Here is a 13,967-nt window from a genome sequence, read left to right on the forward strand (position 1 = left end):
TTATAGCGATTGCCTGTCGCAAATCTTAAAAAAATTGTAAGAATGACGATTGTTGGCAACAAAAGTTTGAGTTATACAAACTCAGGGCATAATCGCTGCTACCATCAACCATAATTTCTGCAAAGGAGAAAGCATCTGATGTCTGTTGTTAATCAGCAAGAAGTTCTGGCAAGCTTTAAGGTTTTGGTGAGCATGGCAAAGGCCGATGGCAAACTGCTCGAAGAAGAGTTTGCCAGTCTTGCGGATACGTTTGAAGAAATTCACTTACCCGAAGGCGTAACTGTTGATCGGCTCTTAAATGAAGAAGATGAGCCAATTGATACATTACTGACTCAAATCACCAGTGAAATCGCGCAGGAAATGGTGTATCAATCGGCCTATGCGATGGCAAATATTGATGGGGAATGCAGCTCTGAGGAAAAAGTGCTGTTAGACAAAATTGGGGCAACCTTTACTAGTTCTAAGCTTTGGGGTAAACAGGAATGGCTCGAAACCCTAGAGCGGCGAGCAAGCAGATCATCTATCTCGGAACAGGTTCGTCAAATTGATGATCCTGAAAAAAGGGCAACAGAAGTTGAGAATGCTACTACCGATGCTTGTTTTCTCAATGCGGTCTTAGGTGCTTTTCCCATTCCCGGAATTGCGATCGCATTTGACATGTTGATCTACTGGAACCAATTGGATCTCGCGCAAACCATTGGGCAAAGTTGGGGCTACGATCGCAATCGTGATGATTTCCGCAAAGCGATCTTTGGCAGTTTGGGGCTTACAGGTACAAGGATTGCCGTTAGCAACCTCGCTAAGCTAGTGCCTGTATTTGGGATGGTGGTCGGTGCAACCACTGCCTATGCCAGCACATGGGCGCTCGGCAAGGTCGCCAATGAATATTTTGCATCTGGCGGTGAGATGGATGCCTTCAGCCTGCGTCAAGCTTTTAAGAAGGCGAAGAAAGAAGGTGAAGCAATTTACAAAACTAAGGCTGATGAAATTGCGGCGAAGAAAAAAGAGATCGAGCCTCAAGTAGAAATTCTCAATGCAGAACTCAAGGCTGGGACGATTACTCCTGAAGAATACCAAGAGAAATTAAAAAATCTGCTCTAAATAGCTCGCACTAAAAAGGAGTTGCGGCGCTTCGCGCCGCAACTCCTTTTGTTTTGTATTGCTATAGCTATTATGATGATTGGTGGCAAAACGGATTGAACTTCTGGAGAGCCTTAGCCAAATTCGTCAGTCAAGCATTGGTAAAAAACTGATATGCAACTTAGTCCGCGATTTAAACTATTTTCTCAGCCGATTGATCGCTATGCGATTAGTTTAGTGGCGTTACTTAGCATTGCGATCGCAATTTTATTATGGATTGGTGATCTGACCTTGCCACAGGTGCGCGACTTTAGCTGGCAAGGTCAAAAAATTGATGCCACCAATATTTCCTTTTCGCTGACCTTCAATCGCCCCATGGATCGCGATACGGTTGAGAAAAACCTCAAAATCGAACCAGAACTGGATGGCAAAATCAGTTGGTCGTCGCGGCGCATGTCTTATACGCCCCTAGCCCCAGCCACCTATGGCAAGTCCTACACAATCAAACTCGAAGATGCCTACGATCGCTTTGCTAGCGAATCTGGAGTCAAAAAGCCAATTGAGCCTTTCGTTGGTAACTTCACTACTCCCAATCCATATTTTGCCTACATTGGTTCACAGTCAGAAGACAAAGGTCGCCTCGTTCTCTATAGTCCATTGCAAAAGGAAAATAGAATCTTAACGCCGCCAAATCTGACGGTGCTGAATTTTCGGATTTATCCCGATCGCAAAAAGATTTTATTTAGTGCCATTGAAAGTGCCAATGCAGGCGTAGGTCAAAGTTTACTTGACCAAAAGCTCTATACCGTAACCACGGGTATTGATGAGCAGGATCGACTGACATCTGCGACTCCAGAGATCAAGTTAGTTCTCGATAGTAATGAATTTCAAAACTTCAAATTTGATCTGTCGCCCGATGGTCGAAATATCTTAGTGCAACGTCTCAGTCGTCAACAATTGGGGCGTTATGGGCTTTGGCTAATTACCGACAATCAGCCTGCACGACCCTTAGAAAATCAACCAGGGGGAGATTTTATGTTTACTCCCGACAGTACCTCAGTGGCGATTGCACAGGGGGAAGGTGTGGCGATTTTGACCCTTGAGCCACAGGCTCCACCCCTAGACTTTTTGCCAAGATTCGGGACAGTGCTGAGTTTTGGGCGGAGTGGCACTAAGGCGGCAACGGTCAAATTTAATAAGGACTATACGCGATCGCTATATTTAGTTAATAACCAAGGTTTGCAAAAGGAACTGATCAAAATTAATGGCTCGATCCTCGGCGCTCAATTTGATCCACAGGAGAAAACTATTTACTGTTTATTAACGGATGTGGAACAGGATATTGAAAAAAATATCTTCCGTGAAAAACCTTACCTAGCCGCAATCGACCTCGAATCGGCAAACTTACGCCGACTTTTAGAACTTCCTTCTCAAAGAGAAATTCAATTTAATATTGCTCCCGATGGACAATCAATCATTCTCAATTCTGCACTCAAAAATGATGATGCTCCTGCTGAGCCGATCCCCTCGGACTCCGCGCAAGCCTCCCGTAGTCCTCGCACTGTCCAAGTGCCAACGCAGTTAATTATCCTGCCAATTGATCCATCCCAAACCAATCAGACAATTCAGCCTGAAGTGTTGCCGATGTTCGGAACATTGGCAAGGTGGTTTCCCTAGTTAATTGCATCGGGACAAATCAAAAAACCAAAAGTGAGTGGCGGCGCTTCGCGCCGCCACTCACTTTTGGGGTCAAGACTGGCGACCGCCATCGTTAAAATTGGCAGGATCTTGATCACGGCGATGTCTAGTTGGTAAAGGGTCGCTTTGGCGATCGCCCACTAGAGCTGCCGTTTTTTCGAGGGCATCGCGCAACCTTTTGGCGGCATAAATCGACATGTCACGCGGCACATTAATGCGATCGCGTAAATAGCGCAAACCGAGATCTGAGCCAGCAGGAGGCGGACATATTTGCTCCGTAATCAGATTTGTTAAGGCACAACGCAACGCCTCATCAAATAACTGATTGTCCGCAGGATTGACTTTGATAATATTTTGATGGTGTTTGATTACCCGTTGCAGAGCCTCGGCGCGAGAACTGGCGGGTTCGGGGTAAGTGACATCGGGCAAGCCAAACCACGGCCCATGATCAACCCGTTCTTTATTGATCAGTGCTTGCGGTTCGCCATTTTCATAGCATCCGCCCATTTGGGGAGGCAAGTCATGGACATGGGTATGGAAATCGCTCTGAGTGCCGCGATAGGTGGAACGACTTTCCATTGCATCAAACCAAGCGGACATATGTGGGTTTTCTTCACGCATAGAATAACCTTTGTAATAGTAAAGACTGGCATTCATCCGTTCGACATAGGGCGTAAAAATTACATCCGCAGTCCCAAAGTCTTCTAGAAAATAGGGGCTAGGGGTACTGCCCAAGGCTGTCTCTACTTTTTGCATTACTTCCCCAAATTGCTCGCGATGGCGGTGCTCTTGTCGGACAGAGCTAACGGGACGGCAGAGCCATTCGCACCAAGCTCTAAATAAAGTTCTTTCGAGTCGGCGTAAGGCGATCATATTGGGCGCGGTCATGCTATGGCGCAGTGAGCCAAAGGTTTGCTCAAGGGCTATTAAAATATCATCGCTTTCGGTAATGATCTTGCCGTCCAATGAGATCGCAGGTAACATTCCCGAAGGCACAATCCGTTTGTACCAACTTTCCTTTTCGCCGTAACAAAACATAGTTACTTTTTCGATGCGATAGGGAATTTGTTTTTCCTCTAGCCATAACCAAATTTTTTGACAGTAAGGACACCAAGCATGGTTATCACGGTATAGGGTCACTCTGACATCATTTTCACTATGTCCAAATAGTCTTAGTCTGGCTTGGGCATTGGTCTGACCATTGACAGGATCGATTTGAAAATCTGTAAGGGTTTGAAGTTCTTTCCAGCTTAGGGGGGCAACAGACATAGAGATACATCACACAAATTACAGGCTCAGATTATAACATTCTGATTTTTTAGCCCAGCAATCTTACACCCCTAAAAGCTTCTACCCACTTAGCAAGCGGCACAAGCTTTCAGGTTTAGATTAAACTATTGATTAGTTTTTCATTTGTTTGTTAGACCTATCGGGAAACAAAAGGAAAAGCAATGCTCAAAGCTTATTTGGAGTACATCAAATACTGTTAGAATCAGGGCAACAATTGACGATATTTAGCTTGTTTGCGGGAAACTTTCTCATGGCAATGGCTGGGACAGAATATTTAAAGTCAGACAAAATTTACTGTCCGCATTATTCAAGTCGGAAATAGCGAAGTTAGATCAGGAGTGTTACACTTCATATCTGGATTATTGATAATAATTGGCTTGATTTTTTACCCAGCATAACTATGTTAAATCCATTCCTAAAGTCAATCATCCAAGAAATAGGCAATAATCGCTATCTTCCAACTTTTCTGTCAAACATTACAATTCTGGTTGTGGCTGTTCAGGTTGATCGCGATCGCTATGTGCAGTATTTACAATCGAATACGGTAAATGGGGTGCGTAGCTACTGCTTTCTTGAAGCTGAGACTATAGAAGAGGGACTGGAACTATGGCGATCACAAAGTCCAGATATAGTGCTACTCGATGTGAATTTGACAAGTGGGGATGGGATAAAATTTCTAGCAGCGATCGCTGATGATGCTGAGGATCTGAAATTACCTGTAATCGCGCTGACAGAACAGAGTAAGGAGGGGATGGCGGCGCGAGCGATGAAACTGGGAGCATTAGATTATCTGATCAAGGAAGATCTCACTGAAGTTTCTCTGTCGGACTGTGTTCATCAAATAAGCGATCGCATAGCACGGACACGCCAACTGCAAGCGAAAATACATCATTTGTACTCAGAACAGAAACGAGCTTCAATACTTTTAAGTGAAAGTGAACAGCGCTATAAATCTCTAGCTTCTTCGGCTCCTGTGGGTATTTTTCGCACAGATAGATCGGGGCAATGTACTTATGTTAATGAGCGCTATTGTCAGATTACTGGACTTACTCCAGAATCTGCATTGGGAGAGGGTTGGCAACAAGGAATTCATCTAGATGATCGCGAGATGCTTATAGCGGCATGGCAAAAATCGATCCAAAATAATCATTGTCCCTTTCAGCTTGAATATCGCTTTCAACACAATGATGGGAAGGTGATATGGGTATATGGACAATGCGTTGCTGAATGTGATGATAACGGAGAAGCCATAAGCTATGTGGGGACTCTGACTGATATTAGCGATCGCAAACAAGCAGAAATTTTTCTCAAAAAAAGTGAAGCCCATCAACGAGCCTTAATTAGTGCTATTCCCGACTTAATTATGCGGATTAACCGATCGGGAATCTATTTAGAATTTGTTGCTAACGATAATTTTCATGTTGTTGGGGATATTGATGAATTGATTGGAACTCATGTTTTTGATTCGCTGCCTCTTAATGAGGCACAAAAGCGTCTAGATTTTATCCAATTAGCTCTGCAAACTAATACCATTAAGACTTACGAGCAAGATCTTTCTATCGAAGGCAGGTTCCAGATCGAAGAGGTACGGGTTGTTCCCTATAGCGAGGATGAAGTGCTTTTGCTAGTGCGAGACATTAGCGATCGCAAACAAGCAGAAATTGCCCTTCAAAAAAGTGAGTCTAACAGTCGATCAATTTTAGCGGCAATTCCCGATCTCCTGTTTCGGATGGGATCTGATGGTATTTATCGTGGATTTATTACTGAACGAGAATTTGATGTGCGTTTGCAGGTATGCGATTTCACAAGTTATGCGATGACAGATTTATTGCCTCCAGAGATAGCAGAACGACATTTTTACCATATGCAGCAAGCCTTACAAACAGGAGAGATGCAGATGTATGAGCATCAAATCCAAATAAGCGATCGACTCCAAGATGAAGAGGTGAGGGTCATCAAAACTGGGGACGATGAAGTGCTATTTATAATTCGTGATATCAGCGATCGCAAGCAAGCAGAACGTGCCCTTAAAAAAAGCGAAATTACCAATCGAGCAATTATTGAGACAATACCTGATCTTCTCATTCAAATGGATCTCCAAGGTAACTACATCAGTATGTTAGCTGGTAGCGGTGTTCGCGTTTTCAGGTCTACTGAATCATCCTCATCCAATCTGCCAGAACTCTATCAATTTCTATCAGCCGATTTAGCAGAAGAGCGATTGCATTATGCCAAGCAAGCGATCGCAACTGGTAGCTTACAGATATATGAGCAGATTTTTACTTTTGATGATGAGCAACATTATGAAGAAGTTCGGATTGCACCGCTCAATGAGCGCGAAGTGCTGGTCATTATTCGAGATATTATCGATGCCAAGCAAGCTGAAGCCGAACGATTGAATAATGCAGAACTTAGGCGAGAAACTCGCCTCAAGGATGAATTTCTTGCCAACATGAGCCATGAACTGCGTACTCCACTTAATGCGATTCTTGGTATGTCCGAAGGGTTGCTAGAACAAGTTTTTGGAGAGCTTAATGAGCGTCAAATCAATGCACTACAAACTATTGAAAGTAGTGGTTCCCATTTACTAGAGTTGATTAACGATATTCTTGATATCGCTAAAATTGAATCAGGACAGATGGAACTTAATTGCAAACCTACTTCTATAGTTTCTCTCTGCCAATCTAGTCTCACTTTTATTAGACAGCAGGCGATTGCTAAACGTATCCAGATCAAGACTCAATTGCCAACTAACTTACCTGATTTGTTCGTGGATGACCTACGAATTCGTCAAGTCTTAATCAACTTACTGAATAATGCGGTCAAGTTTACGGCAGAGGGAGGACAAATTACTTTAGGAGTATCTCTCATATCACAGAGTGAGGATCTGCAAAATACGCAGAACTACCTACAAATTTCTATTGCCGATACAGGCATAGGTATATCACCAGAAAACATCAATAAACTATTTCAGCCATTTATTCAAGTTGATAGCGCCCTTAATCGCAAATATGAAGGCACAGGCTTAGGACTTGCCCTAGTCAAGCAAATAGTGGAGTTGCATGGTGGCACAGTGGAACTAACCAGCGAACTAGGTGTGGGAAGTTGCTTCACCTTTATCCTTCCCTATGTTGATCATGTAACTCCCCTTTCTACAGTAAATCCTCAAGCCGAGTCAACACATGAACCTAGTCCACCCAATCACAATAGCAAGTTCTCAATCTTAATAGCCGATGATAATGAAGCTAATGTCTTGACAATATCTACCTACTTAGAAGCCCATGGCTATCGTCTTCTCATTGCGAACAATGGACAGGAATCGATCGCATTAACCAAAAGTGAAAACCCTGACTTGATTTTGATGGATATTCAGATGCCATCTATGGATGGCATCGAAGCGATTCAGAAAATTCGTCAAATTCCTAGCTTAGTTAATGTGCCGATTATCGCTTTAACCGCGCTAGCTATGGCAGACGATCGCGATCGCTGTCTTGCAGCAGGAGCTAGCGAATATATACCTAAGCCTGTTAAGTTAAAAGCATTAGCTCAAACGATTCAACAACTCTTAGAAAGTAAAAGCGGCAGTTCTAGATAAGCAAGAATGATTTGTAGTGATGAATAAAGAGCCAGATAGCATCTTGGCATTGCTAATTAAGTGACTAAAAGTTCTGTTATTGTTTTATTCTTATATCTGGCGGACTACCTGAAATTTTTACCTCGGTCAAAGTTTATGCAACGGAAATCAATTTGCGATCGCATATCACTGTCTCTGATCTTAGGCGCTGCTCTGATGCTGTCAGAATTAGGCATCAGCTCGATGGCAAATGTATTTGCTCAATCCGAGCAAGGCTCAACTTATATATCGGCTAACTCGACCGAGGCGATCTTCCAAAGTGCGGAGAAGCTCTTTGATCAGGGAAGATTTCAGGATTCGTTGCAGCAATATCAACAGGCATTTAAGATCGCGCAGCAGCAAGGCGATCGGCTATCAGAAATTATTGCTTTAACAGGAGTCGGTGCGGCGCAAATTGGCTTGCGACAGGAACGGGCAGCGCTCTCAACTTTATTGGAAGCAACTAGAATTTTGCAATCCCTTCCCAAAGACTTATCCACACCAGAGCGACAACTCTATCGTAAAGCTGAAGGCGAAACTCAATATCAATTTGGTCGCGCCTATCTCAATCTAGAGCAGTATGATAATGCTTTAAAAATGCTCGAAAATTCCTTAGCGATTCGGAAGGAAGTGGGGGATCGCGATCGAGAAGGTAAAACCGTTGCCACGATTGGTGTAATTTACGTCAAAAAATTTGAATTTCCCAAGTCAGCAGGATACTTTGAAGAAGGACTAGCCATTAGCCGCGAGACGGGGAATCGTCCAACGGAGGCACAATCGCTATTTTATTTAGCAACTTTTTACGGTCTGCTTGGACAAAAAGATCAGGCTCTAAAAATGGTGCGGCAGAGTATTGAGGCGTATCAAGAGATTGGCAATTTGATCGGACAGTCAGGATCTCTCAATTTAGAAGCAAATATTTATAGTTTAGGCTTGGAGTACAACAAGGCAATTCAACCGAATCTCAAGGCGCTGGATTTAATCCGTCAAGCGGGCGATCGCAATCGGGAGGCGGAACAATTAAATGCGATTGCTACTACCTATCGTAATCTCAATGATTATCCCAAGGCAGTAGATTTTCTCTTGCAAGCGGAAAAGATCTATCAGGAAGTTGGCGATCGCAGTGGCGAAGGTCGCAATTTGAAGAACATCGCCGAAGTGCGTCTAATTCAAGGAGATAATCGTGCTGCTTTGGCTTTGTATGCAAAAGCAAAGCAGATTTATCAAGAGCTAACGAATGTTCCTAATCCTAAATCTAGCGATCGGCAAACCTTAGCGAGCATTCTTGTTGATGAGGGGAATCTCTATACTTTACTTAGTCAATATCCTAAGGCGATCAGTACCTTACAGGAAGCACGATTGCTCTATCGGTCTGTTAATGATCGCCAAGGGGAAGGTGTAGCGGCAATGTATCTTGCGGGAGTCTATCTGCAATTGGGGGAAACGGCTAAGGTTGGGGAAATATTGCAGCAACTTCCTGAACTAGCGAAGAATTCGCCACAACTGCAACAGATGGGAAAAATGTTAATCGCGATGTTTAACAGTAACCCTTCCGCCGCTAATTCCCAAACGCAATTGACCTCAGCGCTGAGTTTATTAGAGTTTTTTAAGCAGTCGGGTAGCCGCACCTCAGAAGCGGGGATGCTATCGCAGATTGGGGCTTTGTATTTTGACCTAAAGCAAACCGACAAGGCGATTGCCGCGCATCAGCAAGCCTTAGAAATATGGCGAGCCATTGGTGATCCATCAGGGGTTGCCAATGCATTCTACAATTTGGGTTTGGTGTATGCTTTGTCAAACCAAAGCGACAAAGCCTTTCCCTCATTCCAATCCGCATTAAAAATTTTTCGGGAAGTTGGTAATCGCAACCAAGAGAGCAAATTACTCGGCAATTTGGGATTGTTAGTCCAGAAGCAATACCCTGAACTTGCGATCGCATTTTATAAACGTTCAGTCAATGTGACCGAATCAATCCGCAAAGAACTGCGGGTGTTAGAGAAAGAACAACAGCGCTCCTATCAACAAACGGTGGCGCAAAACTATCGCGTCTTAGCGGATTTACTGCTACAAAAAGGACGAGTAATGGAAGCCTTGCAAGTTCTTGATTTGCTCAAGGTTCAAGAATTGCAAGACTATCTTAACAATGTGCAAGGTAATGAACGCACTGCCCAAGGTATTTATATGTTTCCTGAGGAGGAAACCCAAACTACTGCGATCGCAAATCAGCAGATTAAAACGGTCGAGATCTTGAGCAATGGCAATCAAAAAATCATCCAACAGGTCAGCAAAATTCCTGAAACAGAACTCAACCGAGTCCCCGAATATTTACAAAAGCTCCCTCAAGGTCATGCGCTATTTTATCCGCTTATTTTGGGGAATCGTTTAGAACTAATTGTATTTATTCCCAATCAACCACCAATTCATCGCTCCGTTGCCGTTACTGAGGCGGATATCAATGAATTGATTATTGATTTTAAATCGGGTTTGCGTGATCCTGATTCGTTGGATGTGATCGAACCAGCAACCAAGCTCTACGATTTGCTAATTAAACCGATCGCTGCCGATCTGGCTAAGGCAAATATCAATGCGATTCTCTATGCACCTGATGCCCAACTGCGTTATGTGCCAATTGCGGCGCTCTATGATGGCAAGCAATGGCTAGTGGAGAAGTATCGGGTTAATAATTTGATTGCCTATAGTCTGAGCGACTTTACGCCTAAACCTGCGAAGCCTTTGCAAATTTTGGCTGGGGCTTTTGGTGGTGCGCCGAATACGAATAAATTTGGTCAGGCGGGTCTGCCGGCGACGGTGACCGAAGTCCAAGCCATTGCTCAGGCTTTGCCCAGCACCACGCAACTGGTGGCGAATGATTTCAGTCGCAAGGCTACGGAGTCACAAATGCGAAATAAAAATATCGTACATTTGGCGACCCATGCGGAATTTAATACGGGTAAGCCTGAAAATTCATTTCTGATCTTTGGCAATGGCGATAAGGTGTTGCTCAATGAAATGAAGGATTTACCGATGGCAAATGTGGATCTGATTGTGCTGAGTGCCTGTCAGACGGGTGTGGGTAAACTTGGCAATGGCATTGAGATTTTGGGATTTGGCTATCAAGTGCAAAGGGCAGGGGCAAAATCTGCGATCGCATCGCTCTGGCAAGTTAGCGATGATGGGACACAGGCATTGATGCAAGCCTTTTATGGCAATCTCAAGCAAACCGATCGGGCTAAGTCCGAGTCTTTACGCCAAGCCCAAATCGCCACCATTCGCTCATCAAAATTTTCTCATCCCTATTACTGGTCAGCCTTTATCTTGATTAGTAATGGCTTGTAAGCTGCTGCCTAACGATGCGATAGCCCGATCGCACTTTGAATATTGGCTAACCCATGGGATTCTAACTTGCTGACTAATCCCTGCAAGATCTGACTAATCATCATTGGCCCCTCATAAATTAGCCCCGTATAGACTTGGACGAGCGAAGCCCCCGCCGTAATCTTTTGCCAAGCATCCTCAGCCGTAAAAATGCCACCCACACCAATAATTGGTAACTTGCCCTCTGTCGTTTGCCAAATTAATTTGATCACCGCCAAAGAGCGATCGCGAACAGGTTGCCCGCTAATGCCGCCCATTTCTGTTGCCACAGGCTGCCCCGTAAGTGATAGATGCGTAGTCACCAGATTTTGTCGCGAAATCGTGGTGTTGGTGGCAATAATTCCTGCCACACCATAGTTTTGACTTGCCTTCACAACTTCGATAATGTCGGCATCATTTAAATCTGGAGCAATTTTGACAAAAATTGGCTTGTTATCACGATTAATTGGTTGTAATTCCGCTAGAATGCCGCAAAGTTGATCCGTTGCCTGTAAATCACGCAAATTCGGCGTATTAGGTGAACTGACATTAACGACAAAGTAATCACCAAACTCGTATAGCGATCGCAAACTATCGGCATAGTCCAGTTTTGCATCGGCGATCGCTGTGACTTTGGATTTACCAAGATTGATACCAAGGGGAACAGTAAGTTGATGATTTTGCAAATACTGTTTGAGATTAGCAGCCGTAGCAACCGCACCGTTATTATTAAATCCCATCCGATTTAGCACCGCCAAGTCGCTAGGTAAACGGAATAGACGCGGCTTGGGGTTGCCAGACTGTGCTAGAGCCGTAATTGTCCCTACCTCGGCAAAACCAAAGCCCAGATTTGACCAAGCCCCAATTGCTTCCGCATTTTTGTCAAATCCTGCCGCTAAACCGACGGGATTCTCAAATTTTAGATTCCATAGGGTTTGGGACAGCCGCGAATCGCTATAGTAAAAGGTAGATTTAGCAATCGCTTGTAGTTGTGGAGATTCACTAATCCGCCGACAGGTTGCGATCGCAAAATTATGGGAAACCTCAGGATCAAGGGCAAATAACAGGGGACGCATCCCATATTTATAGCCAACACTTAGCAAGGGGGCGATGGACAAAGGGTTGATCGGCATAGGTTTAATCGGCAAGTACCAAACAATTCAACAGCATTTAGTAATTAAGGAGTATATTCCCAATGATATGGCAACTATTGACATCACCCCTTGATGGTTTGATCTGGATTGCAGAACAAATTGAAGAACGGGCAGTCACAGAGTTAGAAAAAACGGAAAATTTGCAAAAGCGGCTGACAACTTTACAGCTAAAGTTTGACCTTGGTGATATCAGTGAAGAGGATTTTGCCGCACAGGAGCAGGAAATCTTGGAGGCAATGGAAGCAGAACTTGATCAACAGGAACAGGAAGAATCCTGATGGCAATGTTGCTTGCATTTTAAGGTTTTCAGTCCCTAACTCTTTAAATGATCATTGCCAATTGTTATCGAAAGAGTTCCTTGATGAGCATCGATTTCCGCGATACTGCCCACAGGTAAAGGAGCATTTTCGCCATCATGTCCAAAGGGTAAGTGCATCACCACAGGAATACCCAAGTCAGACAATCGATCCCGCCACACATCTTCCATCGCAAAGCTGGGTGTCGATACCTCTGCCTGACTAAAGCGACCGATCGCAATTCCCCGTAATTTGTGGAGATACCCAGACCAACGCCAGTGAGTCAGCATCCGATCCACACGGTAAGGTGCTTCACCGACATCTTCGATCGCTAAAATCACGTTCTCTAAATCTGGGCAAAGCTCTGTACCAATCATGTGTGTTGCAAGGGTAAGGTTAGCAGGCAAGAGAACGCCTGTAGATTTACCATTTTGCCACCCTTCCCCTGCTATGGTCAGCCGATTGATTTTGCCTTCCAAGCAATCAAATAACTGCTGTTGCGATCGCAAAGGTTCATTTCCTAACGTTGTTAACACAGGTGCATGGAGTCCACCAATATTTTTATGTTTAGCGAGTCCCCACACCAAAGCCGTAATATCAGAAAACCCGATTAGCCATTTAGGTTGATCGGCAAGTTTTTGCCAGTCCAGCTTTTCGAGGAGACGCATTGATCCATAGCCGCCCCTTGCACAGACAATCGCTACACAGTCAGGATCATTCCATGCATCGATCAATTGTTGACAGCGATGCTCGTCACTGCCTGCCAGATATCCCCAAGCTTGGTTGAGATTTTCAGGAATCGTTAACGCATAATTGCGATCGCGCCATACCTGTAAGCCCTGCTCAAGTCGCTCCCATTCGCGTAATGCACCACTAGGCGCAATTACGCGAATCTTTTGGGAAGGGTTAATACTTGGTGGAAATTTATTTGGTTGCATAGTGGCTAAGTAATAGATCTAAAAAATCACCGTCACTTGTCTTCTGCGCTTGTATCGTCAACAAGACTAGCGACAGCTATATAATCAGATTAATTTAGTTGCTAAATAAATCCTATGTTGACAAATATCCCTGTGTTCCTCAATGACTTTGGTGCATATTTGAAAGCTAGTGGTCGCAGGTGGCACTGGATTGCTCTCAAAAAAGATACGAAATTTCGGCAAATTGCTTGGTCAAATGGCACTCTGTTGTTAGTGCGAGTGCTGCTACCCACCCGTAAGTATGCAGTAGTCAGAATCTATTGTGCTAATCAGGAAATTTTAGAAAAGACTCATCAATGTTTGCGTAATGGCGATCGTCTGTTAGTTACACTTGGTTTTCCGATCACACGCTCAACTTGGGGCTTAACTCCACAAGCTAAGTACAGGACAAAAATTTAATAGAGTTAAAGAAGGCTTGAGAATTGAGATGAAGGTCAAAGATAATATGCCGAAGAAAATCAAAGCCAAGCCGAAAGATACTCTTAGGAAAGTGACCATGCTTTTT

Annotated in this window: 9 protein-coding genes and 1 pseudogene; 6 read left to right on the forward strand and 4 right to left on the reverse strand. The window is 44.0% G+C overall.

All coding sequences use genetic code 11. The features are described from left to right. The first annotated feature begins 138 nt into the window (after positions 1-138). Positions 139-1,101, forward strand: a complete 963-nt coding sequence (locus H6F41_RS14705; RefSeq protein WP_190404221.1) for a hypothetical protein — start codon at positions 139-141, stop codon at positions 1,099-1,101. Between the two features lie 153 nt (positions 1,102-1,254). Beyond that, the gene (locus tag H6F41_RS14710; protein ID WP_190404222.1) at positions 1,255-2,757 is read left to right on the forward strand and encodes an Ig-like domain-containing protein; all 1,503 of its coding nucleotides are present in this window, start codon (positions 1,255-1,257) and stop codon (positions 2,755-2,757) included. A gap of 72 nt (positions 2,758-2,829) precedes the next feature. On the opposite strand, the gene H6F41_RS14715 is transcribed toward H6F41_RS14710, so the two are convergent. After that, the gene (locus H6F41_RS14715) at positions 2,830-4,047 is read right to left on the reverse strand and encodes a glutathione S-transferase family protein (RefSeq protein ID WP_190404223.1); all 1,218 of its coding nucleotides are present in this window, start codon (positions 4,045-4,047) and stop codon (positions 2,830-2,832) included. A 421-nt stretch (positions 4,048-4,468) separates the two neighbouring features. On the opposite strand from H6F41_RS14715, the gene H6F41_RS14720 reads away from it, so the two are divergent. After that, positions 4,469-7,663 (forward strand): response regulator, encoded by a 3,195-nt coding sequence (locus H6F41_RS14720; RefSeq protein ID WP_190404224.1) that lies wholly within the window; start codon positions 4,469-4,471, stop codon positions 7,661-7,663. Between the two features lie 135 nt (positions 7,664-7,798). Beyond that, a complete protein-coding gene (locus H6F41_RS14725; RefSeq protein ID WP_190404225.1) occupies positions 7,799-11,017 on the forward strand; it encodes a CHAT domain-containing protein in 3,219 nt (1,072 codons plus the stop codon). A gap of 8 nt (positions 11,018-11,025) precedes the next feature. Here H6F41_RS14725 and H6F41_RS14730 read toward each other — a convergent pair whose 3' ends face one another. Next, on the reverse strand, positions 11,026-12,168 hold the full coding sequence (locus H6F41_RS14730; RefSeq protein WP_190404226.1) for a quinone-dependent dihydroorotate dehydrogenase: 1,143 nt from the start codon (positions 12,166-12,168) through the stop codon (positions 11,026-11,028). Between the two features lie 62 nt (positions 12,169-12,230). On the opposite strand from H6F41_RS14730, the gene H6F41_RS14735 reads away from it, so the two are divergent. Continuing rightward, positions 12,231-12,467 carry a gas vesicle protein GvpG gene (locus tag H6F41_RS14735; protein WP_190404227.1) on the forward strand — a complete coding sequence of 79 codons (237 nt, stop codon included), beginning with the start codon at positions 12,231-12,233 and terminating at the stop codon, positions 12,465-12,467. Positions 12,468-12,502: 35 nt separating this feature from the next. Here the strand turns inward: H6F41_RS14735 and H6F41_RS14740 are convergent, their stop codons facing one another. Further along, a complete protein-coding gene (locus H6F41_RS14740) occupies positions 12,503-13,423 on the reverse strand; it encodes a S66 peptidase family protein (protein WP_190404228.1) in 921 nt (306 codons plus the stop codon). A gap of 114 nt (positions 13,424-13,537) precedes the next feature. Between H6F41_RS14740 and H6F41_RS14745 the strand changes: the two genes are divergently transcribed. Next, positions 13,538-13,861 (forward strand): hypothetical protein, encoded by a 324-nt coding sequence (locus H6F41_RS14745; protein WP_190404229.1) that lies wholly within the window; start codon positions 13,538-13,540, stop codon positions 13,859-13,861. Here the strand turns inward: H6F41_RS14745 and H6F41_RS19505 are convergent. Then, a pseudogene (locus H6F41_RS19505) lies at positions 13,839-13,967 on the reverse strand (IS4 family transposase); the annotation flags it as partial. The gene H6F41_RS14745 and the pseudogene H6F41_RS19505 overlap by 23 nt on opposite strands.

The sequence above is a fragment of the Pseudanabaena mucicola FACHB-723 genome, from assembly GCF_014696385.1.
Taxonomy (GTDB): domain Bacteria; phylum Cyanobacteriota; class Cyanobacteriia; order Pseudanabaenales; family Pseudanabaenaceae; genus Pseudanabaena.